The sequence below is a fragment of the Streptomyces sp. AHU1 genome (assembly GCF_045343905.1).
Taxonomy (GTDB): Bacteria; Actinomycetota; Actinomycetes; order Streptomycetales; family Streptomycetaceae; genus Streptomyces; species Streptomyces triticiradicis.
On record NZ_CP174283.1, the window covers coordinates 7503425 to 7529139 of the forward strand.

17 protein-coding genes and 1 tRNA gene are annotated in these 25715 nt (G+C 73.3%); 16 read left to right on the top strand and 2 right to left on the bottom strand.

The window, feature by feature from the left end; all coding sequences use genetic code 11:
- Positions 1-10: 10 nt before the first annotated feature.
- From ACICHK_RS33250 to ACICHK_RS33290, 9 genes are all read left to right on the top strand, one after another.
- Positions 11-1231, top strand: coding sequence for a glycine C-acetyltransferase (locus ACICHK_RS33250; RefSeq protein WP_406841382.1), 1221 nt, complete (start codon positions 11-13; stop codon positions 1229-1231).
- A 79-nt stretch (positions 1232-1310) separates the two neighbouring features.
- A complete protein-coding gene (locus tag ACICHK_RS33255) occupies positions 1311-2216 on the top strand; it encodes a LysR family transcriptional regulator (RefSeq protein WP_151472940.1) in 906 nt (301 codons plus the stop codon).
- 37 nt (positions 2217-2253) lie between these two features.
- Complete coding sequence (locus ACICHK_RS33260; protein ID WP_406839790.1) at positions 2254-2826, top strand: helix-turn-helix domain-containing protein; 573 nt, start codon at positions 2254-2256, stop codon at positions 2824-2826.
- Entirely contained in the window at positions 2826-3356 is a 531-nt protein-coding gene (locus ACICHK_RS33265; protein WP_406841383.1) for an N-acetyltransferase family protein, read from the top strand. Before ACICHK_RS33260 ends, ACICHK_RS33265 begins: the two co-directional genes overlap by 1 nt.
- 50 nt (positions 3357-3406) lie before the next feature.
- Positions 3407-3766: an MmcQ/YjbR family DNA-binding protein gene (locus ACICHK_RS33270; RefSeq protein WP_151472938.1), complete on the top strand. Its 360-nt coding sequence runs from the start codon at positions 3407-3409 to the stop codon at positions 3764-3766.
- 129 nt (positions 3767-3895) lie between these two features.
- Entirely contained in the window at positions 3896-5401 is a 1506-nt protein-coding gene (locus ACICHK_RS33275; protein ID WP_406839791.1) for an MFS transporter, read from the top strand.
- Positions 5402-5458: 57 nt separating this feature from the next.
- Positions 5459-5532: transfer RNA gene (locus tag ACICHK_RS33280), tRNA-Pro, on the top strand.
- Positions 5533-5965: 433 nt separating this feature from the next.
- Entirely contained in the window at positions 5966-6973 is a 1008-nt protein-coding gene (locus tag ACICHK_RS33285; RefSeq protein WP_406841384.1) for an NAD-dependent epimerase/dehydratase family protein, read from the top strand.
- Positions 6970-8541 (top strand): amino acid adenylation domain-containing protein, encoded by a 1572-nt coding sequence (locus ACICHK_RS33290; RefSeq protein WP_406839792.1) that lies wholly within the window; start codon positions 6970-6972, stop codon positions 8539-8541. Before ACICHK_RS33285 ends, ACICHK_RS33290 begins: the two co-directional genes overlap by 4 nt.
- Positions 8542-8614: 73 nt before the next feature.
- On the opposite strand, the gene ACICHK_RS33295 is transcribed toward ACICHK_RS33290, so the two are convergent.
- On the bottom strand, positions 8615-9319 hold the full coding sequence (locus ACICHK_RS33295; RefSeq protein WP_406839793.1) for a thioesterase II family protein: 705 nt from the start codon (positions 9317-9319) through the stop codon (positions 8615-8617).
- A 37-nt stretch (positions 9320-9356) separates the two neighbouring features.
- Positions 9357-12509 (bottom strand): amino acid adenylation domain-containing protein, encoded by a 3153-nt coding sequence (locus ACICHK_RS33300; protein WP_406839794.1) that lies wholly within the window; start codon positions 12507-12509, stop codon positions 9357-9359.
- A gap of 424 nt (positions 12510-12933) precedes the next feature.
- Between ACICHK_RS33300 and ACICHK_RS33305 the strand changes: the two genes are divergently transcribed.
- Genes ACICHK_RS33305 through ACICHK_RS33335 form a run of 7 tightly spaced genes read left to right on the top strand, consistent with a single transcriptional unit; the run spans position 12934 to position 25711 of the window.
- Complete coding sequence (locus ACICHK_RS33305; RefSeq protein WP_151472933.1) at positions 12934-13161, top strand: phosphopantetheine-binding protein; 228 nt, start codon at positions 12934-12936, stop codon at positions 13159-13161.
- A complete protein-coding gene (locus ACICHK_RS33310) occupies positions 13154-16279 on the top strand; it encodes a non-ribosomal peptide synthetase (protein ID WP_406839795.1) in 3126 nt (1041 codons plus the stop codon). Before ACICHK_RS33305 ends, ACICHK_RS33310 begins: the two co-directional genes overlap by 8 nt.
- A complete protein-coding gene (locus ACICHK_RS33315; protein WP_406839796.1) occupies positions 16276-19320 on the top strand; it encodes a type I polyketide synthase in 3045 nt (1014 codons plus the stop codon). Before ACICHK_RS33310 ends, ACICHK_RS33315 begins: the two co-directional genes overlap by 4 nt.
- Positions 19313-20434, top strand: a complete 1122-nt coding sequence (locus ACICHK_RS33320) for a MupA/Atu3671 family FMN-dependent luciferase-like monooxygenase (protein WP_406839797.1) — start codon at positions 19313-19315, stop codon at positions 20432-20434. Before ACICHK_RS33315 ends, ACICHK_RS33320 begins: the two co-directional genes overlap by 8 nt.
- Complete coding sequence (locus ACICHK_RS33325) at positions 20431-23544, top strand: condensation domain-containing protein (RefSeq protein WP_406839798.1); 3114 nt, start codon at positions 20431-20433, stop codon at positions 23542-23544. Before ACICHK_RS33320 ends, ACICHK_RS33325 begins: the two co-directional genes overlap by 4 nt.
- The gene (locus tag ACICHK_RS33330) at positions 23541-24866 is read left to right on the top strand and encodes an MFS transporter (RefSeq protein WP_406839799.1); all 1326 of its coding nucleotides are present in this window, start codon (positions 23541-23543) and stop codon (positions 24864-24866) included. The genes ACICHK_RS33325 and ACICHK_RS33330 overlap by 4 nt, the downstream gene beginning before the upstream one ends.
- Positions 24863-25711 (top strand): SDR family oxidoreductase, encoded by an 849-nt coding sequence (locus tag ACICHK_RS33335; RefSeq protein ID WP_406839800.1) that lies wholly within the window; start codon positions 24863-24865, stop codon positions 25709-25711. The genes ACICHK_RS33330 and ACICHK_RS33335 overlap by 4 nt, the downstream gene beginning before the upstream one ends.
- Positions 25712-25715 lie beyond the last annotated feature (4 nt).

Below are 25715 nucleotides of genomic sequence, written 5' to 3' on the forward strand. Positions count from 1 at the left end.
GGAACTGATGATGTTCGACTCCGTCCGTGACGACCTGCGCACCACCCTCGACGAGATCCGCGCCGCCGGGCTGTACAAGCCCGAGCGGGTCATCGGCACCCCGCAGTCCGCGACCGTGACCGTCACCGCGGGCGGCCGCCCTTGGGGGTCCCCCCGGCCGGAGGCTGGGGGAGAGGTCCTCAACTTCTGCGCGAACAACTACCTCGGTCTGGCCGACCACCCCGAGGTCGTCGCCGCCGCCCACGCGGCGCTCGACCGCTGGGGCTACGGCATGGCCTCCGTGCGCTTCATCTGCGGTACGCAGGAGGTGCACAAGGAGCTGGAGGCGCGGCTGTCCGCGTTCCTGGGCCAGGAGGACACGATCCTCTACTCCTCCTGCTTCGACGCCAACGGCGGTGTCTTCGAGACCCTCCTCGGCGCCGAGGACGCGGTCATCTCCGACGCCCTCAACCACGCCTCGATCATCGACGGCATCCGGCTGTCCAAGGCACGCCGCTTCCGGTACGCCAACCGCGACATGGCCGACCTGGAGGCGCAGCTCAAGGAGGCCTCCGGCGCGCGCCGCCGTCTGATCGTCACCGACGGCGTGTTCTCGATGGACGGCTACGTCGCCCCGCTCCAGGAGATCTGCGACCTCGCGGACCGCTACGACGCCATGGTCATGGTCGACGACTCGCACGCGGTGGGCTTCGTCGGACCCGGCGGCCGGGGCACCCCCGAGCTGCACGGGGTCATGGACCGCGTCGACATCATCACCGGCACCCTGGGCAAGGCCCTCGGCGGGGCCTCCGGCGGTTACGTCGCCGCCCGCGCCGAGATCGTCGCCCTGCTGCGCCAGCGCTCCCGCCCGTACCTCTTCTCGAACACGCTCGCCCCGGTGATCGCCGCGGCCTCGCTGAAGGTCCTCGACCTGCTGGAGTCCGCCGACGACCTGCGCGTGCGGCTCGCGGAGAACACCGCGCTGTTCCGCTCCCGGATGACCGAGGAGGGCTTCGACATCCTCCCCGGCGACCACGCGATCGCCCCGGTCATGATCGGTGACGCCTCCGTCGCCGGCCGCATGGCCGAGCTGCTCCTGGAACGCGGCGTGTACGTGATCGGGTTCTCGTACCCGGTCGTCCCGCAGGGCGCGGCACGTATCCGTGTCCAGCTCTCCGCGGGGCACTCCACCGAGGACGTGAACCGGGCCGTGGACGCCTTCGTGGCGGCGCGGGCCGAACTCGCCGCCTGACGGAGGGTGCGCCCCCGCGCCGGGGGCGCACACCGGCCGGATGGCCGGAAAACGCGTGTGACCTGAGAGAATCGGTCGCATGATCGAAGCACGGCGGCTCCACATCCTCCGTGCGGTGGCCGACCACCGCACGGTGACCGCGGCGGCCGCCGCGCTCTATCTCACCCCCTCGGCGGTCTCGCAGCAGCTGACCGCCCTGGAGCAGGAGACGGGCCACCGGCTCGTCGAGCGGGGCGCCAAGGGGGTGCGGCTGACGCCCGCCGGTGAGATCCTGCTCGGCCACACCAACGCCGTACTGGCCCAACTGGAGCGCGCGGAGGCTGAGTTGGCGGCGTACAGCTCGGGTTCCGCCGGTACGGTCACCGTGGCCTCCTTCGCGACCGGCATCGGCCTGGTGGTGGCCCCGGCCCTGGCCCGCCTCGCCGTCACCTCGCCCGGCATCCTCGTCCGCGTCCAGGACGCCGAGGGCGACGCCAGCCTCCCGATGGTGCTCGACCGGCAGGTCGACATCGCGGTGGCCGTCGAGTACCGGGGCGCCCCGGACGCGGACGATCCGCGTCTGACGCACGTCCCGCTCTACGCCGAGCCCTTCGACGCGGTCGTCCCCGTCACCCACCGGCTGGCCGACGCCGACGAGGTCCCCCTCGCCGAGCTGGCCAAGGATCCGTGGATCGGCCCCTACCCGGGCAACCCCTGTCACGACGTGGTCGTCCTGGCCTGTGAGAACGCCGGATTCCAGCCACGCCTCGAACACTCCTCGGACGACTTCCGCGCCGTCGTCGCCCTCGCCTCCGCGGACGCGGGCGTCGCCCTGGTGCCGCGCTCGGCGCTGCGGGGCATGGACCTCACGGGCGTGGTCGTGCGCCCCGTGGACGGGGTCGCCCCCACCCGCCGCGTCTTCGCCGCGGTGCGCCGCGGCGCCGAGGACCACCCGCTGATCCGGCCCGTACTGGAGGCGCTGACGCGGGCGGCCACGGTCGACTGAGTCCTCCCGTTCTCATATCTGGGATATGATCCCGGATATGGGAGAAGATGACAGCGCCACGGTCGACGCCCGGCTCGGGGCGCGACTGGCCGAGCTGAGGGCCGAACGCGGCTGGACCCTGGGCGAACTGGCGGAGCGCAGCGGGATCAGCCGATCGACCCTCTCCCGTGCGGAGCGTGCCGAGATCAGTCCCACGGCCTCCCTGCTGAACCGCCTCTGCCATGTCTACGGGAGGACCATGTCGCAGCTGCTCAGCGAGGTCGAGCGGGAATCCGCGCTCCTGGTCCGCGCCGCCGACCAGACGGTCTGGACGGACCGGGCCTCCGGGTTCGTCCGGCGGTCGGTGTCGCCGCCGCATCCGGGACTGCGCGGTGAACTGGTCGAGGGACGGCTCGCGGCCGGCGCGGACATCGCGTACGACCGGCCCCCTGTCCCCGGCCTGGAACAGCACATCTGGGTCCTCGGCGGACGGCTCGACGTGACCGCGCAGGACGTCGAGCACCGGCTGGGTGCCGGCGACTGCCTGAGGCTGCGCGTCTGGGGGCCGACCCGCTTCCACTGCCCCGGACCCGACGACGTGCGGTACGCGCTGGCGGTGGTGCTGCCGTGATCACCGTCTCGCGTCTCACCGCGGCCGGACTCCACGACGTGGCCGACGAGTTGGCGGACCTGCTCACCGACACCGTGGACGGCGGCGCCTCGATCGGGTTCCTCGCGCCGCTCGGCCGCGCGGCGGCCCTGGCCTGGTGGCAGGAGCGCGCGGACGCGGTCGCGGCCGGGCACCACGCGGTCTGGGTGGCCCACGTCGGCGGCCGGCTGCTCGGCACGATCGCCCTGGCCCTCCCGGACAAGCCCAACAGCCGCCACCGCGCCGAACTCGTCAAGCTGATGGTCCACCGGAACGGCCGCGGACAGGGTGTCGCCCGTACGCTCCTCGCGACCGTGGAGACGGAGGCGGCCGCCGCCGGAATCACCCTCCTCCACCTGGACACCGAGACCGGCAGCCCCGCCGAGTCGCTGTACGTCTCGGCGGGCTGGACCCGGGTCGGGGCGATACCGGACTACGCGGCGGCACCGTCGGGCGAACTGCGCCCGACGACGATCTTCTACAAGCGGCTGGTGCCGCCGGTCCGCCGCTGACGTCGTGCTTCGCCGCGTCGATGTCAGTGCCGTTGGCTACCGTGCGTCTCATGCCGGATGCCGAAGACGTACGCCGTATCGCCCTTTCCCTGCCGGACACGACGGAGAAGATCGCCTGGAGCATGCCCACCTTCCGCGTGGCGGGAAAGATGTTCGCCACGCTGCCCGAGGCGGAGACCTCCATCGCCGTGCGGTGCCCGAAGGAGGAGCGCGACGAGCTGGTCCTGGCCGAGCCGGAGAAGTTCTGGGTGGCCGGCCACGAGGCGGGTTTCGCCTGGGTCCGGGCCCGGCTCGCCGCCCTGGAGGACGACGACGAACTCCACGCCATCCTCGCCGACTCCTGGCGCCAGGCGGCCCCGCCCCGACTCGTCGACGCCCACCCCGAGCTGGGCCTGCCGTCCGCCGACTGAAACGCCCCCTGCGCCGTCGGTGCCCCGTGGCATGATCCGGACCGGGAGTGATCCGGGAGCGGGGAACGAAGCGCGGGGCGGGCGGCTTCGTGGGGGAGCCGCCGGGACAGGGGGAGGGGCGCGAACGGGATGACCGTGACGTCATCGGACGAGCAGCCACCGGACGGAGAACCGTCGGACCGTACGGCCAAGATCCTCACGACGGACGCGTGCGCCGCGGGCGGCGGGGGGCGGGCCACGGACGGGGGCTCCGCCGGGGGCGTCCCGACCGTGCGCCGCGGCGGGCCGCCGGGAGCACCGGGCCCGGACCCCACCCGCTCCGGCCCCGTCGCCGAGCGGCCGCCCCGGCCCGTCTGGTCGCGGGACTTCGCCCTGTTCTTCGTCGCGCGCGCCCTCGCCCGGCTCGGCGAGACCATGCTGCCGGTGGCCCTCGCCGCGGGACTGCTGCGGTACGGGTACGGAGTCGGGGCCGTCGGCCTCGCCATGGCCGCGTCGGCCGCCCCCTTCGCCGGACTGGTCGTCTTCGGCGGAGTGATCGCCGACCGGTTCAGCACCCGGAGACTGATGATCGGCGCCGACCTCGTGCGGCTCGTGGCCCAGTCGATCGCCGCCGCCCTCTTCTTCACCGGCCATGTGGTCCTCTGGCAGATCTGCGTGATCGGCGCGGTCAACGGCGTGGCCGGCGCCGTCTTCCAGCCCGGCGTCGCCAGCACCGTGCCGCGCCTGGCCTCCGACATACAGGGAGCCAACGGCGCCATCCGTATCGCCGAGTCCGCCGCCCAGCTCGCCGGCCCCGCCCTGGCGGGACTGCTGGTCGCGTTCGCCTCCGCCGGAGGGGTCTTCGTCGCCCACGCCGGGACCTTCGCGCTGAGCGCCCTGTGCCTCCTGCTGCTCCGCCTGCCCCCGGCCGCCCCGGGAAGCCGGAACCACGGCGGCGGTTTCCGGGCCGACCTCGCCGAAGGGTGGCGGGAGTTCAGATCCCGCACCTGGCTGTGGGCCGTCATCGCGATCTGGTGCGTCTACATGATCTCGGTCTGGGGCCCGACCGTCCCCCTGGTCGCGACCGAGGTGGTGCAGCGGCACGGACCGCGCGCCTACGGGCTGGTCAACTCCGCCCTCGGCGCGGGCACGGTCGTCGGCGGGCTCCTCGCGCTGCGGCTGCGTCCGCGCCGCATGCTGCGCGCCGGTTCCGTCGCCCTGGTGACCTTCGCCTGCTTCCCCGCGTCCGTGGGGGCGGGATGCGGCGTGCCCGCCGTGTCGGCGGCCGCGGTGATCGCCGGAGCGGGCACGTCGTTCTGGGGCGTGATGTGGGCGACCAGCGTGCAGACGCAGGTCGCGCCCGACGTCCTCAACCGCATCCACGCCTACGACGTCGCGGGCTCCCTGGCGATGATGCCCGTCGGCCAGGCGCTCGCGGGGCCCGCCGCCTCGACCCTCGGCGCCGACAACGTCCTCCTCGTGGCCGGTGTCATGTCCCTCGTCGTCTGCGTGGCCCTGCTCTCGGTGCCCGCGATACGCGACCTGGTACGGGCCGACGGCCCCGCGCCCCTGTCGCGGAACACCGCCGGCGCACCGCTCGGACAGGCCCGCCGGCCACCCGGCCCGCGCACAACGGGTGCGCGACCACCGGCATGAGTGCGGTATTGTTTCCGTGCGCGTCCAGCCAGGGGAAACACCAGGTCAGACGGGCATCGGGACGTGGCGCAGCTTGGTAGCGCACTTGACTGGGGGTCAAGGGGTCGCAGGTTCAAATCCTGTCGTCCCGACTTTGAGAAGTCGCAGGTCAGGGGCCGCTTCAGAGGAGATCTGAAGCGGCCCCTCGACCGTTCCCGGGGACGTGGTCCGACCCGCGCCGACGACGGCTGTTGAACGCTCGTGCCCGTCGACGCGGCCGGAGGGCTCGGTGAGGACCCGGTGAGGTCCAGGACGCTTCCGGTCCGGGGGCGTGATCGGCTCGCGGAGGTGTTCGCCGAGTCGGACCGCCGCGCCCGCCCGGTCCGAACCCGGTGCGCCACCGCCGCACGCGGCAACCGAATGTTCACGCCGCGCCCCCGTACCGGTCGCCCCGGATGCCCGACCCGTCGACTCGTCAGCCCCGGGGAATTGGGCGACAGGGCCGCCCTGGAGCGGTTGCGGGAATCCTGATTCCTTGTCAAGCGGCGGCAGTTGAGTGATCATGTTGGAATGAGGATTCTCGTCATGGGCGGCTCGGTATTCCTGGGGCAAGCCCTTGTGCAGGAAGCAATCGACCGCGGCCATAGCTTATCCGTCTTCAATCGAGGAAAGTCCGGACCGGACATCGAGGGAGCGGAGAACCTTCACGGCGACCGGGAGAATTCCGCTGATCTGGAGGCCCTTGCCGCCGCGGGGCCATGGGACGCGGTCATTGACACCAGTGGTTTCCATCCCCGTACCGTCGGGCAATCGGCCGACGCGCTCAGCGCGCACGCGGAAACGTATCTGTTCGTATCGTCCTTCCACGTCTACTCCGACTGGCCCGCCGGGCCCGTAAGTGAGGATTCCGCGCGCCATGCCTGTCCGCCGGACGCGGCCGTGGACGACGTGCCGGGCAATGCGCTGAAGGCAGGGTGCGAGCGGGCTGTCGAGAAGTACTTCGAGGGTGATGTCCTCATCCTCAACCCCGGGCTGATCGTGGGCCCGCGCGAGACTCCCGGGCGGCTCCTGTGGTGGCTGGAGCGCATGGCGCGCGGCGGTGACGTCCTCGCGCCGGGGCGGGCCGACCGGACGATCCAGTTCATCGACGCCCGGGACGTCGCGGCGTTCGCCCTGGACCTGCTGGAGGCGGGTGCCGCCGGGCACTACCTGGTCACCGGCCCCGAGGACACCACGACCCTCGGGGAACTGCTGGAGCTGTGCGCCCAGGTGACCGGGGCCGGGGCCCGACCGGTGTGGATCGACGAGGAGTTGCTCGCGGACCACGAGGTGGGAGCCTGGACCGAGCTGCCGTTCTGGGCGACGGAGCAGCCCGCCATGGCGGGCGCCTGGGCCGCTTCCCCCGCCAAGGCGGTCGACGCCGGACTGCGGTGCCGCCCGATCGGCGAGACGGTCGCGGACACCTGGGAGTGGCTGCGCGAGCGCGGCCCGTCCGAGACGCCCTACCGGCAGGGCGACATCGTGCTGGGGATCGATCCGGAGAAGGAGCGCGGAGTGCTTCGCGCGTGGCAGGCGAAGGCGGGCACCCGATGACCGGACGAGAGCAGGGAACCCCGCGCGAACTGCACGAATGGTTCGCCGCGTCGGCACGCGAGCACGGCGGTCTCACCGCCCTGGAGGCCGGCGGCGAGCGGCTGACCTACCGGGAACTGGACGACCTGGCCGCGGCGCTGGCCGGAGAGATCCTCACCCTGTGCGGCGGCCGTGCCCCGCGCCGGGTGGGCCTGACGACCGCGCCGAACGTGCTGACGTACGCGGCGGCTCTGGCGGTGCTGCGCCTGGGCGCGGCCGTGGTCCCGCTCAACACGTCCTTCCCCCCGGCCCGGCTGGTCACCATCGCGCGGACCGCCGGCCTGGAACTGCACCTGACCGACCGCGCCCCGGTTCCCGAGGGTCCGGAGATACCGGCCCTGCTCCTGTCCGAGGACCTCCTGGCCCGGCTGCGCGGCAAGGACGCGGCCCCGGGCCCGCTGCCCCCGGTCGAGGTGTCGCCGGAGGACATCGCGTACGTGCTGTTCACCTCGGGCTCCACCGGTACTCCCAAGGGCGTGCCGATCGCGCACCGCGGCATGGACGCCTTCCTGCGGTACGTCATCGACCGCTACGCGCTCGGGCCCGGCTGCCGGATGGCCCAGAACAGCGGCCTGGCCTTCGACGCGTCCGTCCTCGAGATGTTCGGGGCCTGGGGCTCGGGCGCCACGCTGGTCGTGCCGCCGCGGGCCGAACTCCCCAAGCCCGCGCGGTTCGTGGCCCGTGAGGGGATCACGCACTGGTTCTCGGTACCGTCCGTGATCACGATGGCCGCCCTGACCGGAGGACTCGCTCCCGGTTCGATGCAGTCGCTGCGCTGGACCCTCTTCGGTGGTGAGCAGCTCACGGTGCAGCAGGCGAGGGCATGGCGCACCGCCGCACCGCACAGCGTCATCGAGAACGTGTACGGGCCGACCGAGCTGACCATCCTCTCGTCGCAGTACCGGCTGCCGGAAAGGACGGAGGACTGGCCGGACACGGCCAACGGAACCCTTCCCATCGGTGAGGTCTACCCCCACCTCGACCATCAGGTGGTGGACGAGGAGGGCCGGCCCTCCGACGTGGGAGAGCTGCGGCTGCGCGGCGTACAGCGGTTCGCCGGTTACCTCGACGAGAAGGACAACCGGGGGCGGTTCCTGGACGCCTCGGGGCGCCCGGTGGAGACCGCCGGACGGTACGTGCCGGACGAGAAGCACTGGTACCGCACCGGTGACCTGGTCCAGGTGCTGGAGGGCGGGACCCTGGTGCACCTCGGACGGCTCGACCAGCAGGTCAAGATCATGGGCCAGCGGGTGGAGATCGGCGAGACCGAGGCGGTGCTGCGGGAACAGGACGCCATCGGCCACGTGGCGGTGGTGGCCATGCGCGACGAGGACGGGCAGACCCGGCTGGAGGCCGCGTACACCGGTACGGCCCGGCCGGCCGGTGATCTCCGGCAGGCGCTCTCGGCACGCCTGCCGCGGTACATGGTGCCGCACAGGTTCACGCACCTGGCCGAGCTGCCGCTGAACCACAACGGAAAGCTGGACCGCCGGGTGCTGGCGGAGCGACTGGCCGCGATCCGGAACTGAACCGGGCGGCACGTCGAAAGGGCCGATGGGAACCGGTCGGGAACCCATCGGCCCTTTCGGGCGTCGCGGACCGTCAGCCGTGGTCGGCCAGCAGCGTGCCGAGCGTCTTCCAGAGCAGCGGCCAGTCCTCGGTGAAGTACATGTGGCCGCCCGGCACGTCCACCATCCGCGCTCCGGAGGAGGTGTGCTCCGCCCAGCGGGCCGCGTCCTCGTGGCGCACCAAGTCGTCCTGAGTGCCGCGCAGGACGCTCACCGGCATCGTCAACGGGGGGCCCGGAGCCGGTACGTAGGCGTCCTGGACCGCCAGGTCGGCACGGAGCGCGGGGAGCAGCAGTTCCCGCAACTCCGGTTCGTGCCATGCCTCGTGGTCGTATCCGACCAGGTCGCGCAGCCGGGCGACGAACGCGTCGTCGTCCAGCGGGGCGCCGTCCATCCTGGGACGGTCGACGTCGGGCGCCGCGGCCCCGCTGACCAGCACGTGTTCCGGCAGCGGTGCTCCGTCGGAGGCGAGCAGCCGGACCGTCTCGTACGCGAGCAGCGCGCCGAAGCTGTGCCCGAAGACGGCGAACGGACCGGTCCCGGCCGCTTCGCGGATCTGGTCGGCGCACACGCGCGCGGCGTCCGCCATGGTGGTGCAGGGTTCCTGGACGAACCACTCGTCCCGCCCGGGAAGCTGTACCGGGACGACGCGGAACGGCAGGTCGGGCTGGTTCTGCCAGGGGCGGAAGACTCCCGCTCCGCCTCCGGCGTAGGGCAGGCACATGAGGGAGAGCGTCATCGCGGACTCCAGGGGTGCGAGGAGAGGGGGACGGAGGTCACCGGCGGGCCCAGCGGCCGAGGGCCTGGGCGCGGCGCGCACCGCGCTGCGTTCCGGTCGGCACGTCGGCCGGGGCGGGGATCCGGACCGCGCCGACGGGGGCCGGGGCGTCGTCCGGGGCCGCGTCGTCGAGGGTGTCCAGGAACCCGGCCAGCCCACGCGCGGTCGTGTGGCGGAACAGGTCCGCCGCGTGCAGCCGGGGATGGCGTGCCCGCAGCAGGGTGAGCACCCGCAGGATGCCGGAGGAGGTGCCGCCGAGTTCGAAGAAGGTGGCCCCGGTGTCGGTGACCGGTTCGCCCAGGACGCGCTCCCACACCTCCACGACCGCGCCGGCGGACGTCCCCGGCAGTGACGGCACCGCGGACTGGGCCGCCTCGGCACTCGCGGCGGCCCAGTCGGCGAGGACCCGCCGGTCCAGCTTGCCGTTGGGAGAGCGGGGCAGGTCGGCCACCCCGAGCCATGCGGTGGGCAGCATGGCCCCGGTGAGCCAGTCGGCCGTGCCGCGCCGCAGTTCCGCCGCGACGGCGGCGGGCAGCGGGCGGGGCCGGAGACCGGCCGCGGGGTCGTCCTCCCGTACGAGGAAGGCGACGACGCCGGTGCGGTCCGGCAGCGGTGCGACGGCGGCGTCCTGGACGCCGGGACGCCGGCGCAGCGTGGTCTCGATCTCCCCGGCCTCGATGCGCTGGCCGAGCACCTTGACCTGCTCGTCCGCCCGGTGCAGGAACTTGAGCCCGACGCCGGGGGTGAAGGACACCACGTCGCCGCTGCGGTAGCCGGTGATGCCACCGGCCCCGGGCAGCGCGGGGAAGCGCTCGGTGGTCAGGCCCGGGCGCCGCCAGTAGCCGTCGCCCACGCCGGTGCCGGAGATCAGCAGGTCGCCGGGGCAGCCCGGCGGCAGATCGCGGCCGTGCGCGTCCACGACGTGGCAGCGCACGCCCGGCAGCGGCAGGCCGATGTGCACGGGAGCACCCGGGGTGACCCGCCACAGCGTGGTGTACACCGTGGCCTCGGTCGGTCCGTACCCGTTCAGGACCGGACCGGGAACGAGACCGGCGAGGTCGTCGGCGAGGTCGGAGGCGAGCGGCTCGCCTCCGACCAGGAGAGCGCCGAGCCGGCCGAGGAACGCGCGGCCCTCCTGGGAGGCGGTGTGCAGCCGGGCGGCGGACGGGGTGCACTGGTAGAACGCGCCGTCGGGGTCCGGTACGTCCTGGAGCACCGTGCGGTGGCTGGTCAGGTGCAGGGTGCGGCCGCTGGTCAGGGGCCAGACCAGCTCGATGAGACTGATGTCGAAGGACGGGCTGGTGCCCGCCAGGACGACCGCGGGGCCCCCGGCGAACTCGGCGTCGAAGGCCGTGAACAGGGCGCACAGGTTGTCGTGGCGGATGACGGCACCCTTGGGGTGGCCCGTGGAACCAGAGGTGTACATGACGTACGCGGGGGCGTCGGCGGCGACCTCCGGCCAGGCCGCCGGCTCCGGTGCGGAGGAGTCCGGGGCCAGCGTCGGCAGGTCGGGCAGCAGGGGGGCCCGGGCGATCAGCGCGGCGGGCTCGACGTCCCGCAGGACGTAGCGCAGCCGTTCGTCCGGGTGGTCGGGGTCGAGCGGTACGTACGCGGCGCCCGCCCACCAGGTGGCCAGGACCGCGACGACCAGGTCCGGGGACCGGTCCAGGTGGATGGCGACCCGGTCACCCGGGCCCACGCCCGCCGCGAGAAGGGCCGCCCCCAGGGCCCGGGCGCGGCCGGTCACGCCGGCGTAGTCCAGCTCGATCCCGCCGGCGCGGACGGCCGCGGCCGCCGGGGCCCGGTCCGCCCGGCTCTGGACGACGCGGTGCACCGGTTCGGCGGCCGCGCCGACCGGTGCGCCGGTGAGCGCCGCGAGTTCGGCGCGCTCGGGCGCGCCGAGGAGGTCGCACGTGGTCAGCGGCCGGGCGTCCGGCGCGGTCAGAGCGCCGAGGGCGGTGACGAGGTGGTCGAGGAAGCGATCCGCGGCGCCCGGGTCGAGGGCCGCGCGGGGATGGGCCACGACCAGGTGCTCCCCGCCATCGGGAGCGTGCAGCAGGGTGACGCTCAGGTCGTACTCGACCTGGTCGGACCCCGGGGGGTCCATCCGCCACCGCAGACCCGATGCGTCGACCGTCTCGGTGAACAACTCGCCCTGTGTGCACATCAGTTGTGTGAAGGGCTTGCGGTCGGGGTGCCGTGGCGCGCCGGTCACGGCCAGGATCTCCTCCAGCGGCAGTTCCGCGTGCTCGACCGCGTCGAGGAGGGCTTCCAGGGTCCGGTCGAGCAGGCTCTCGGTGGTGGCACCGGCCAGGTCGACACGGATCGGGATGGTGTTCTGCAGACAGCCGACGGCCGAGATGCCCTGGGTGTCCCGCTCGGCTCCGCTCACGGTGGCGACCACCATGTCGTCGGTGCCGCCGTACCACCCCGCGACCCAGGCCAGCGCGCTCATCACCTGGGTGAAGGGACTCGCCCCGGTCTCCGCCGCGCGTCGGCGCATCCGGTCCACGAGGGCCTCGGGCAGCCGTGCGGCGACCGACGCGCGGGCCCGGTCCGCGCCGGGCACGAGCTGCGGAAGCGAGCAGTTCTCCGGTGCCTGGTCGAGCGTGGTGGCCCAGAACTTCCGTAAGACGTCCTGCCGTTCGGCGGACAGGACGCCCTGCGGCGCCTCGGCGTCGGCGAGGCTGTCCGGGCCCGACCCGTGAGCGGTGGTCAGCGAGGCCAGCAGGGCCGGGGCGGAACCGTCGTCGAAGACGCCGTGGTGCACCGAGAAGAGCAGGTGGGCCCGGTCGGCGCGGTGCAGCACGGTGATACGGCACAGGGGCGCGCCGGCGTGGTCGAACGGCGCGGCGAGCGCGGTCAGGTGGTGTTCGAGGGTCCTGTGTGCCGCCTCCTCGTCCTCCGGCAGGGGGTGCACGTCGACCGGCACCCCGGACACCGGGTGGAGGTGCTGGACCAGACCCTCCGGCTCCATGCGCAGGGAGACGCGCAGGGCCGGCTGCGCGCGCAGGACGGCACGCACCGTCGCGAGCAGCCGGTCGATGTCCACCGTTCCGGAGGCGGTCAGGCGATGCACGATGGCGGGCCGGGGCTGCTGCATGTCGAGCACGAAGAAGCGGAGCTGCCCGGGAGTAGCGGGATTCTGCATTCGGCGTCCTTATTCGGTCGACTGCAAGAATTTTCGGATCGTAAGTGGAATCGCGAGAAGTCGTCAAGATCCACCAGGGCGTAATTGGCCCGACGGAATGGCGGTCACAACATCGACACACTTCGTGGATCGGCTTCACGAAAATGTCAGAAAAAACGGGCGAACTCTGCCGGGATGTGGGAGTTTTGCCCCTTTTGTTCTCGTTACCCTTCCGGGCCGCCGAAAACACCTGGGTAAATCAGGACGGTGGCTGATTCCCGTCGCTTTGCTTCTTGATTTTTCTGGTTGACAGTTCCGTTCCGTTGTGGAGATGATCTTCCTTGTTCTCGCGGCCACCAGGCTGCAGTCACCGTCGAGAGTCATTGGTTGGTGATGTTCTGTGTCGGGAGAAGCGTTATTCGATGGCGTAACGGGAGGGCCTGCGATGCGGGTATCCACGGAAGAGCTCGCCGTACTCTGGAAAGAAATGCTCGGTGATGAAGCCGATCTGAATACAGGGTTTATAGCCAATGGCGGGGACTCGCTGAAGGCGGTGCTGTTGGCCGACCGAATATTCAAGCTGACCGGGCAGGAGCTCGACTACCTGGAGATCCTGGAAGCCCCGGACGCGGCCACCCTCTTCCGGACCGTCCTCGCCGGCGGCCGTGACTAGAGGGCCGGAGGTGCTGCCCCTCACCCCGGGACAGTGCGACCTGTACGCGGCGGACCGCAGCGCGGAGGACCCGGCCACGTACAACTCCGCCCTGTTCCTGCGTGTCGACGGCACCCTCGACGAGGCCGCCCTCCGCACCAGGTTCGCCGAACTGCTCGCCGCCCACCCGTTATTGGGCTCACGGGTGACGGAGGACCAAGGCCGGCTGGTGTTCGTTCCGGGCCGCCGCCCTCCGAAACTGTTCGTCGCCGACGCACCCGTCGACCCCGACGGACCGCTCGCCCGGGCCCGTCTGCGCCGGGAAGCGCTGCGGCCGTTCGACCTCGACGAGGGCCCCCTGCTGCGCGTCGTCCTGGTCCGCCACAGCCCCCGCACCGCTCACCTCTGCCTGACGGCCCATCACCTGATCGTGGACGAGACGTCCATGGCGGTGCTCGCCCAGTGGCTGCTCGGTGACGCGCCCGGCCTCCCGGCCGAATCCTTCGCGCAGTGGTCCCTCGGCAGGCACGAACTGCCGCCCGAGCGGCGGGAGCGGGCCGCCGAGCTCGCCCGCCGACTCCGGCCCGGTGTGTCCGCCGCACTGGAATGGGCCCGCACCCCCGGGCCGGAGCCCGCCGGACCTTCCGGCGCGGTGCCCCTGCTGATCCGCGACGCGGTGTGGGACGCCGCGGGCGGACTGGCGACCGAACTCGGCATCACCCGGCACTCGCTGGTCCTCGCCGCCGCCGGCCTGGTCCTGAGCCGGAACAGCGCCACCGCCCGCCCCGTGCTCGGCACCACCGTCTCCCGCCGCACACCACGCCACGCGACCGCCGTCGGCTACTTCAGTGCCACGGTGCCGGTGCCGCTGGAGACCGACAGCGACCAGACCGTGACCGACTATCTGCGCGGCTCCCACCAGCGGGCCATGACCGCCTACCGGGACGCCGACCTGCCCCTGTCGACGGTACTGCCGCCCTCGGACCGCGCCGGTCTCTCCCTGGTCGTCGTCCCCTGCCGCACCCTGCCCGACATCGTCACGCCCGAGCTGACGGCGACTTCGCTGCCGGACCCCGGCTTCGGCCCGGCCCAGTTCCCCCTCGCCCTCTACGTCCGGCAGGACCTCGGCGGTGAGCGGCGCGGCCTGCTGCGGCACAGGGCGACCGAGGTGGACACCGCCGCGGCCACCCGCTTCTGCCGCCAACTGGAGACCACCCTCGCTGCCATGGCCCAGAACCCGAGCGCCCCCCTCGCGCGCCTCTCCACCGTCCCCGCGACCGAACCGGCCGGTCCCGCCGGGCCGTCGTCCGGCGACACCGTCACGGCCGGTGCCGACCTCGCCTCGCTCTTCGCCGAGCAGGCCGCTCGTCTGCCCGACCACGTCGCCGTCAGTTGTGAGAAGCAGCGCCTGACCTATCGCGAGCTCGACGACCGCGCCACCGCGGTCGCCCGGTCGCTGGCCGAGGCCGGGGTGCGCGCGGGGGACCGGGTCGGCGTGTGCATGCACCGCGGCACGGACCTGGTCGTCGCGCTGCTCGCGGTGCTCAAGGCCGGCGCCGCCTACGTACCCCTCAACCCGGACTACCCGCGCGAACGGCTCGCCTTCGTCGCCGAGGACACCGGTCTCACCACGGCCGTGACCGACTGCGACCCGGACCTGCTGCCGTCGCACCTGACCCTGCTGCCCGCCGACGCCACGCCCGCCCGGACCGACACCCCGCTGCCCGGACCCGACCCGGAACGGGTGGCCTACGTCATCCACACCTCCGGCTCCACCGGCACCCCCAAGGGGGTCCTGGTACGGCACCACAACGTCGCCGCCCTGCTGGCCGCGACGGCCGGTCCGGAAGGATTCGGGTTCGGGGAGGAGGACGTCTGGTCGCTCTTCCACTCCTTCGCCTTCGACTTCTCCGTCTGGGAGATCTGGGGCTGCCTGCTGACCGGCGGCCGTCTGGTCGTCGTACCGCACTGGATCGCCCGTGACCCGGAAGGCTTCCACGCCCTCCTCGCCGCCGAACGCGTCACCGTGCTCAACCAGACCCCGTCGGCGTTCGCACAGCTCCTGGCCGCGGACGCGGCCTCGGCGGACGACCTCTTCGTCCGTCTGCTGATCTTCGGCGGTGAACCGCTCGACCCGCGGATGCTGCTGCCCTGGATGGACCGCTATCCGGAGCGGACCTGCCGGGTGGTCAACATGTACGGCATCACCGAGACCACCGTGCACTGCACGTGGCGCGACCTGACCCGGGCGGACGCCCTCTCCGGGACGCGCTCGGTGGGATCCGCCCTGCCCGGGTGGCGGCTGTACGTGCTGGACGAGGAGGGCCGCCAGGTGGCCCCCGGAGTCCCCGGCGAGATCCACGTCGCGGGCAGCGGCGTCAGCGCCGGGTACCTCAACCGGCCCGGACTGACCGCCGAACGCTTCGTACCCGGCAGCTCCGTCGGACTCCCGGAAGAGGTGCTCTACCGGTCGGGCGACCGGGGCCGGCTCCTGCCGGACGGCCAACTGGAGCACCTGGGACGGCTCGACGACCAGGTCAAGATCCGGGGCCACCGCATCGAGCTCGGCGAGATCGGCGGAGCGCTCCTGGCACACGCCGCCGTCACCGGAGCCGCGGCCGTCGTCCGGGACGCCCACGACGCGGCCACCGCGCGGATCGACGCCTACTTCGTCGGCACCGACGCCGCGCCGGACCTCGCGGAACTGCGCCGGTGGCTCGCCGCCAGGCTGCCCTCGCACATGCTGCCCGCGACCCTCACCCCCGTGCCGTCGCTGCCGCTGACCGTCAACGGAAAGCTCGACCCGAGCCGGCTGCCCGAACCGGCGCGGGGCAACGACACCGCTCCGCCGCAGGAGACCACCGGCACCGGCCGCCCGGCCGCCCCGGGCGAACCCGTGGCCGCCGACCGGCTCGCCCGGGTGTGGCAGGAACTCCTCGGCGTCCCGGTGGGGCCCGACGACAACTTCTTCGAGCTGGGCGGCAATTCACTGCTCGCGGTCCGGCTCAACACCCTGCAGCGTACGGCCGGATTCCCGGGTTCCCAGCTCAAGCACATATTCCGCAACCCGACCCCGCGCCGCCTCGCGGCGATCATCGGCCCGCCCTCCGGCGGGCGGGCCAACCAGGAGGAAGCGTGAGCGAGTACAGCCAGGACCACGACCCCGGTACGGTCTCGGAGGACACGGACGCCGTCGCCGTCGTCGGCATGTCCCTGCGTGTGCCCGGCAGTACGGATCTCGGCGGTTTCTGGAAGTCGATCACCGACGGTGTCGTCTCCCTGCGGGCCGACGCGCCCGAGGGCGGTCTGCGCGCGGGACAGATCGACCGGTTCGACCGGTTCGACGCCGACCTGTTCGGCATGCTGCCCGCCCAGGCGGCGGCGACCGACCCGCAGCACCGCGTCCTCACCGAAGTGGCCTGGCAGGCCCTGGAGGACGCCGGCATCGACCCCGAACGCGCCACGGGCCGCATCGGAGTGTTCGTCGGGTGCGGCAGCGAGACGTACTACCGCGACCACGTGCTCAAGGACGAGAAGACGGTGCGCGTCCTCGGCACCGAACAGATCGCCCTGGGCAACTCACGGGACTTCCTCGCCACCGGCCTGGCGTACCGGCTCGGCCTGACCGGCCCCGCCATCACGGTCCAGACCGCCTGCTCCACCTCCCTCGTCGCCGTCCACCAGGCGATCCGCAGCCTGCTCACCTACGAGTGCGACATCGCGATCGCGGGCGGAGCCACGGTCCACCTCGACGAGGAGCAGGGCTACGTCTTCGCCGAGGGCGGCATCACCTCGCCCGACGGCCGGTGCCGCGCCTTCACCGAGGGCACGGCCGGGACGGTGCCGTCCAGCGGCGCCGGGATCGTGGTGCTGCGCCGGGCCTCCGACCTGCCCGGAACCGGTGAGAACGCCCGCGCCCACCTGCTGGGCAGCGCCGTCAACAACGACGGTGCCGCCCGCATGAGCCCCACCGCGCCCAGCCCGCAGGGCCAGGCCGACGTCCTGCGCGAGGCCCTGGCCGTCGCGGGGCTGGAACCCGTCGACGTCGGCTACGTCGAGACGCACGGCACCGGCACGACCCTGGGCGACCAGGTCGAACTCGCCGCCCTGGCCGAGGTGTACGGCAGACGGCCGGCGGACTCGGGCCTGGCCCTGGGCGCGGTGAAGCCGAACATCGGGCACTGCGACTCGGCGGCCGGCGTCATCGGCCTGATCAAGGCGGTCCTCGCGGTCGAGACGGGCGTGGTGCCGCCGACCCCGTCCCAGCCCGGCGACGGCCCCGACGTGGAGCTGGGCTCCGCGTCCTTCGAACTGCCCCGTGCCTCCCGTCCCTGGCCCGACGACCGGCCCCGTACCGCGGGCGTCAGCTCGTTCGGGCTCGGCGGCACCAACTGCCACGTACTGCTGACCGCCGCGCCCCGGCCCACCGGCTCGGCCGGGCACGCGCCGGCGGCACGGCGGGAGCCCCACCTCGCCGTGCTGTCCGCGGCCACCCCGGAAGCCCTCCAGCGCAAGGCCCGCGACCTGGCGGCGTGGCTCGACGGCGACGGCGCCGAGGTTCCGCTGGGCGAGCTCACCGGAACCCTGTGGCACCACCGCAAGGCGTTGCCCGAGCGGTGGGCGACCGCCCTGCCCGCCGACCCCGCCGAGGCCCGTGACCACCTCGTCGCCGCACTGACCGCACTGACCGGGAACGACAGCCGTCGAGCCCAGACCGCGCCGCGGCTCGCCGCCGTGCTGCCCGGCCAGGGCGTCCCGCTCGCCGGTGCGGGAGCCGGGCTCGCCGCCGTGGACGACGGCTTCGCGGCGGACCTGGCCGAACTCGCCGCCGAGGTGAGCCGGGCCGGTGGTCCCGACCTCTCCGACGCCCGGAACTGGCCGGCCGACGACCCCCGCCTGCTCGACACCGCCGTGGTCCAGCCGCTGCTGCTGGTCCTCGGCCTCGCGGGCCTGCGCCACGCCGAACGGCACGGCCTCGTCCCGGAGCTGCTGCTCGGACACAGCGTCGGCGAACTGACCGCGGCTGCTCACGCGGGTGTCTTCTCCGTGCCCGACGCGGTGGCCGCCGTCGTGCGGCGCGGGAGGCTGATGGCCTCGGCGGAGCCCGGGACGATGACCGCGGTGCGCACCGGAGAGGAGACCGCCGTACGGCTCGCGGCCGGCCTGGAGGTCGACGTCTGCGTGCTCAACGGGCCGGACAACACCGTCTGCGGCGGCCCCGAGGAGGCGCTGGCCGCCTTCGAGGGACGCTGCGCCGAGGAGGGCATCCGCACCACGCGCCTGCCGGTCACCCGCGCCGGTCACTCACGCGCGATGGCCGGTGCGGCCAAGGAGTTCGAGGAGTTCGTCGCCACCCTGACGCTCTCGGTACCCGCCGTGCCCATCGTCTCCGGACTCACCGGCGCACTGCTCACCGACGCCCAGGCGGTCGACCCGGCCCACTGGGGAAGCCAGTTGAGCAGCCCGGTCCGCTTCACCGACGCGGTCACCGCACTGCTCGAAGCAGCCCCGGACAGCGTCCTCGGCCTGCACCGGTCGCACGCGGCCACCGCGGAGGTCCGTCGGGCGGCCCTCGCCGCACGGCGCGACCTCCACGTCGTCGACGCGGCGGGCCGTGCCGGCGCGGACGAGACCGCCGACTGGTACGGCGCCCTGGCGGCGCTGTGGACCGCGGGTCACACACCGGCCGGACCCGCGCGGCCCGCCCGCGTCGTGGCAGTGCCGGCCTACCCCTTCGCCGACCAGCGGCACTGGGTGGCGGCCCCGGAGCCCGGGCCCCTCGAAGCCCGCCCGGCCGGTGTGCCCGCGCCGGACCTGATCCCCGCGGCCGACGAGGCAGGCCCCGTCACCGCGGCCACCGGGGAGCCGGCCGAGGAGGCGTCGACGGCCGAAGCCGTCCGGACCCTCTGGCAGGACACCTTCGGCATCGCCGAACTGCGGTCCGAGGACAACTTCTTCGACCTCGGCGGCACGTCCTTGCACGCCGCCCACCTGGTCAGCGTCGTCAACGACGCCCTCCTGGTGGAGATCCGGCTCCAGGACCTGTACGAGAACTCCTCCCTCGCCGGGTTCATCGCCCGGGCCGAGGCACTCGCCGCCGAGCGCGACGACGCCGCCCTGCTGCGGCTGCTGGAGGAGATCGAGAGCGAGAGCGAGGAGGGGCGGACCAGCCATGAGTGATCTTTCCGCGCGCCTTGGCGCGCTGACCCCGGAACAGCGGCGCCAGCTGAGTGCGGGGCTGCGCGCCCAGCGCGCCGAACAGCGGCGGGGCCCGGTGGAGCTCTCCGGGAAGCTGCGCCGCAGTCTCTACTTCTTCGCCAGCGCCGACCACGCCGACGCCGCCGCCTACTACGCGTTCGTCCTGGAGGCGGCAGCCGCCGCCGACGCGGCGGGCCAGCACGCCGTGTGGTTCCCGGAGCGGCACTTCGTCGAGTTCGGCGGCTTCTCGCCGAACCCGTCGGTCCTGGCCGCCGCGGTCGCCGCCCGCACCAGCACCATCCGTATCCGCGCCGGCAGTGTGGCCGCCCCGCTGCACCACGCCGCCCGCGTGGCCGAGGAGTGGGCGGTCGTGGACGGTCTCTCCGGCGGGCGTGTCGGCCTCTCCTTCGGCAGCGGCTGGCACCCGGACGACTTCGCCCTGGCCCGCGAGGACTACCAGGACCGGCGCGAGGTCACCGGCCGCACCATCGAGGACATCCGTGCCCTCTGGCGCGGCGAGACCCTGCCGTACCCGTCCACCGCGGGCACCACGACCCAGGTGCTGACCCGCCCCCGGCCCGTCCAGCCCGAGCTGCCCGTCTGGCTCACCGCCACCGGCACCCCGCAGACGTTCGTCACCGCCGCCCGGGTCGGATACGGGGTGGCGACCGCGCTCCTCGGGCAGACGATGCCCGCCCTGCGCGAGAACATCGCCCGCTACCGGCAGGCGTGGAAGGACGCCGGTCATCCCGGCGAGGGCGACGTCGTCGTCATGGCACACGCGTACGTCAGCGACCGGCCGGACCTGGAGGACTTCCTCCGCCCGGCCATGCACTCCTACCTGCGGTCCTTCCGCAAACAGACCGGGAGCAGCGACGAACTCGTCCTGCTGGAGAGCGCCTACCTGGACTTCCTGACCGGTCCCTCGCTCCTCGGCAGCCCGGACAAGGCCCTGGCCGTCCTGGCCGACCTGACCGAGGCGGGCGCCGACGAGGTGGGCTGCCTGATCGACTTCGGGCTGCCGGCCTCCGACGTCCTGGACGCACTGCCCGCCCTCTTCCGCCTTGGTGTCCCGGCCGTCGGGAGGACCGTATGAGCACCCCCGCAGACCAGCGGCTGACGGCCCGGCTCGCCCGGCTCAGCCCCGCCCAGCGCGCCGCGCTCACCAGCCGGCTCGCCGCCCGCAACGGTCCGGTACTGCGTCCGAGGCCGGGGCCCCGGGACCGGTTCCCGCTCGGCATGGACCAGGAACGCCTCTGGATCCTCGACCAGCTCGACCCGGGGACCACCACCTACACCCTCGGCTACGGGCTCCGCGTACGCGGGGCTTTCGACCGGGATCTCTTCCGGCGCGCCGCGGACGCCCTGGTGAGCCGCCACGAACTGCTGCGCTCCGGAGCCGAGGCCGAGGACGGCCGTCCCTTCCTGCGGGTGCACCCCGACCGGCGGGCGGACCTCGGCTTCACCGACCTGACGCGCGACGACACCACCGAGGTACCGGCCGACGAGATCGAGGCGCGCCGGCAGGAGTTCATCGCCGAGCAGGTCCGCCGTCCCTTCGACCTGGCCGCCGACCCGGTCCTGCGCCTCGCGGTCGCCAAGGTGGCCGAGGACGACCACCAGATCGTCGAGACGATGCCGCACTCGTTCGTCGACCAGTGGTCGTACGTGCGCCTCAACGAGGAACTCCTCGAGCACTACCGGGCGCTCGCCGAGGGCCGTCCGCCGCGCGTGGCCGAGATGCCGGTCCAGTTCGGTGACTGGGCGCACTGGCAACGGGAACGTTTCGCGGGCCCGCACGGCGCCCGCCACCGGGAGTTCTGGCGGACCTTCCTGGACGGCGTGCCCCAGCGTCTCGCGCTGCCCTATGACCACAGCCCCGACACCACCGACCACAGCGGCGAGCACTACAACTTCACGCTCGACGGCACGGTCGCCGAGGCGTTCTTCCGGTACGCGAGGGAGGCCCGCACCACCCCCGCCACGGCGATGACCGCCGTCTACGCCGCGCTGCTGTACGAAGTCACCGGCCAGCGTGACCTGATCATCGGCATTCCCACCTCCACCCGGAACGAGCCGGAGGCGGAGCCGCTGATCGGGTTCCTGCTGACCAGCGTCCCCCTGCGGATCAGGCTGCCGGAGAACCCGGCGCCCAAGGACGTGCTCGCGGCCGTCGCGAGCTCCGCCGCGGCCGTGGCCGACCACAGGGAAGTGCCCTTCGGGGAGATCGTCGAGGCCGCCGCCCCGGACCGCTCCACCAACCAGTACCCGCTGCTCCAGACCATGCTGGTGCAACTCGACCTCGACGACTCGCAGATCCTCGAACTCCCGGGTGCCGAGGTGTACGCCAACGCCGTGCCCGAGGGCATCTCCACCATGGACCTGACGACGGCCTGGTGGCGGGTCGGGACGACCGTCTACGGACGCATCGAGTACCGCACGGCACTGTTCGAGCACGCCACCGTCGCCGCCATGGCCGACCGCCTGCTCCAGCTCATCGAGCAGTTCACCCGGTACCCCGACGAGCCGCTGCGGCGGCCCTCCCCGGCGCTGCCCGTGCCGCCCGCACCGCTGCTCGGCGGCAGCACCACGCCCGGCGAGGCCGCGGCCGGACCGGCCGCGGCCGAGACCCTCGCCCGGGTCACCACGGCCTGGTGCGATGTGCTGGGCGTCGAATCGGCCGATCCCGAGGCGGTGTTCTTCACCAGCGGCGGGACCTCGCTGCTCGCCGTCCGGCTCGCCCACAGGCTGCGCGGCGACGGCTTCACCGTCACCCTCAAGGACGTCTTCACCCACCCCACCCCGGCCGGACTCGCCCAGGTCCTCGCCTCCCGCAGCGGCACTCCGGCGGACCGTGCGCCGGTCCCGCCCGTCGGGCCGCTCGGTCCCGAGCAGGAGATGCTCCTCGGCCGGGGCCTGTCCCGGGTGGAGGACTTCTCGCACAGCCACGTCCTCACCGCGGCCGGCCCGCTGGATCCCGAACGTCTGCGACGGGCGGCCGAGGACGTGGTGCGCTCCCATCCGGCGCTGACCACCGCCGTGCGCCCCGACGACACCCTCGGCGCCCGGCTCGTGCCCGGCGCGGACTGGCACTGGTCGGCGGAACCGGCCGGAACCGACCCGCGACAGGTGGTGGCCGCCCAGCGGGCCCGCTTCGACCGCGGAGCCGGGCCGCTGTTCGCCGTCAGCCACCTGCCCGGCGTCCCCGGCGAGGCCGACCGGGTCGTCATCGGCGCGAGCCACCTCGTCATCGACGGGATGTCCTGGGGCATCGTCATCGCCGACCTGGCCGCCGCCTACCGGGGTGAGCCGTTGGCCGCCGAACGTGCCGGCCACGCCGAACACGCGGCCGTCGTGAGGAGTCTGGACCCGGCACCGCACGCCGGGTACTGGCGGGCGCAGTCGGGCGGCGCGGGTCCGTACCGCTGGCGTCTGGACGGTCCCAACACCTATTCCGGTGAGCGGTCGTTCGAGGTGTCGCTGCCCCTGCCCCCGGACGGGTACGGCGCACTGCAGGCGGCGGCCCTCACCGCCGTCGCCCGCGCGCTGCGCCCCTGGGCGTCCCAGGACCAGCCGTCGGTGTGGCTGATCGGCCTGGGCCGCGACCCGCTGGCCGCGCTGCCCGACTGGGACCCGGACCGGGCCGTCGGGTTCTACTCGGCCGCCCACCCCTTCCGGGTGCCCCTCACCGGCGGTCCGGCCGAGGACGACCTGCGCGCCACGGTCACCGCGCTGCGCGGCATCCCCGACTCCGGCAAGACGTTCGGGCTGCTGGGATGTGCCGCCGAACCCGGCCTGCGCGCGGAGTTCGCGGCCCTGGAACGGCCCCGGGTCATCGTGAACCACCTCGGTGAGCTGACGGACCCGGTCGACGGTTCGACCGGCCCCTTCATCGCCTCGGCGCAGACCGCCGCGACCGGCAACGCCGAGGTGGAGCGGGAGGTGGACGTGGACGTCGCGGTCGGAGTGCGCGACGGCCACGCCGTCCTGCGCTGGCTGTTCAACCCGGACGCGGTGGACGCCGCCGCCGTCCACGAGGCCGCCGCGGCCACCGTCCGTGAACTGCGCGACCTGCTCGCGGGGGAGCGGCGGACCGGGCTCCCGGACGGCCTTCCAGGTGTGACCGGAGTGACCGAGGAAAGCATGGAACGTCTCTTCGCACGGCTCAGCCGGGAGCGACGGGACCGGCAGGGAGAACAGACATGACCGAGCCCGCCGTAACGGCCGCGCCGCGCCGCGGCCCCCTCGTGGCCCTGCTGACGGCCCAGTACCTGTCGGCCTTCGGCAACGCCATCACGATCGTGACGGTGCCGCTGTTCGTCCTGCACACCACCGGATCGACCGCCACCACCGGTCTCGCCGGGTTCATCGGCGCGCTGCCGCTGATCTTCGCGGGCGCCGTCGGCGGTGTCCTGGTCGACCGGTTCGGCGGACGCGTGCTGAGCGTGCTGTCCGACCTCGCGGCCGGAATCCTGGTCCTGCTCGTACCGCTGCTGGACGCCACCACGGGGCTGCCGATCCCGCTGCTGCTCGCCCTCCTGTTCGTCCGCACGGTCGTGGCGACCCCCGCCACCGCCGCCCGGATGGCGCTGCTCAAGCCCGTCATCGAAGGCGCCGGGGCACGGCTGGAGAGCGTGAACTCCTGGTACCAGGCGGCACCCCGGCTCGGCCTGGTGGCCGGCGCGCCCCTGGCCGGCGTGCTGATCGCGGCGACCGGTTCGGCCGTCGGCATGTACGTCGACGCCGCGACCTTCCTCGTCGCCGCCGTGCTCGTCGCCTTCGCGGTGCCGGTCGCCGAGCCCAAGAGGCCCCAGGGCGGCGCGGCGGCCGGGCCCGGCTTCTTCGGCCAGCTCCGCGAAGGCGCGGCACTGGTCAGGACGATGCCGGTGATCGGGGCGATGACCGCCTTCGTCGTCGTCACCAACTTCCTCGACGACGCCTTCACCCCGCTCTTCCTGCCGGTGTACGCCCAGGAGGTGCTGCACAGCAGCGCGGCCATGGGCTGGTTCCTCGGCGCGGTCGGCATCGGTGCCATCGTCGGCACCTTCCTGTACGGCCCCGCCAGCCGGAACATACTGTCCAACCGCCGGTACACCCTGTTCGGCTGCTTCGCGGTGGTCGCCGTACTGCGCATGACGCTCTACCTCGAGCCCGGTGCCGTCGGCGTGACGGTGATCTGCTTCCTGGTCGGTGTGGCCGGCGGACCGCTCAACCCGATGCTCTCGACGATCATGCTGGAGCGGGTCCCCGAGGACCTGCGCGGCCGGGTCTTCGGCCTCACCGGAGCCATGGCCCTCACCTCCGCCCCGCTCGGCGTGCTGACCGCCGGATGGCTGGTGGACCTGGCCGGCCTGCGCGTCCCGATGCTCTGCTTCTCCCTCGTCTACCTCGTCCTGATCGCCGTCAGCTGGCGGTGGCCCGCCCTGCGCGCCATGGACGAGCGGCCCGGTACCGGCGACGCGGGGGACGAGGCCGCGCCCGGCACGGATCCGGGGCCCCGGCTGGACGAGGAGGCGAGCGCCCGATGACCGCGGAACACCCGGCCGACGGCACCCTCGAAGGGCGCACGGCCGTGATCACGGGCGCCGCGCGCGGCGCCGGACGGGCCTGCGCGCTCGCCTTCGCCGCCCAGGGCGCGGACCTGGTCCTGCTGGACGTGGCCGCCAGGATTCCCGGCGTCCCCTACCCGATGGGCTCCGAGAGCCAGCTCGCCCACACCGCCGACGCCTGCCGCCGCCTGGGTGCCGACGTGCTCACCGCCGCCGTCGACGTCCGGGACCTCGCGGCCCTGACCGAGCTGCGCGAGCGGACGCACGACCGCTTCGGCGCGCCGCACGTGCTCGTCAACAACGCGGGCATCGTGGCGCCCTCGGGGCTGCCGGTGCACGAGACGGCGGAGGAGGACTGGCAGCTCATGGTGGACATCGACCTCGGGGGCGCCTGGCGCGCCACCAAGGTGTTCGCCCCCGCCATGGTCGAACGCCGCTCCGGTTCGATCGTCAACATCGCGTCCACCGCGGGTCTGGTGGGCTACCGCAACTTCGCCGGGTACGTCGCGGCCAAGCACGGGCTGGTCGGCCTGACCAAGGCCAGTGCCCTGGACTACGCCTCGTACGGAGTGCGCGTCAACGCGGTGTGCCCCGGCAACATCCGGGACGAGCCGGCGATGGACGGCCGGATGCTCTCCGAGGTGGCCCGGGCGCTCGACGTCCCGGCTGCCGAGCACGAGGAGCTGTTCACCGCCGACCAGCCGATGAACACGCTGGTGGACCCGGCCGACGTGGCGGAGGCCGCGCTCTGGCTGGCCGGCGACGGCTCCCGCCGTGTCACCGGCACCACCCTGACCGTCGACGCCGGCTACTCGGTCCGGTGACGCC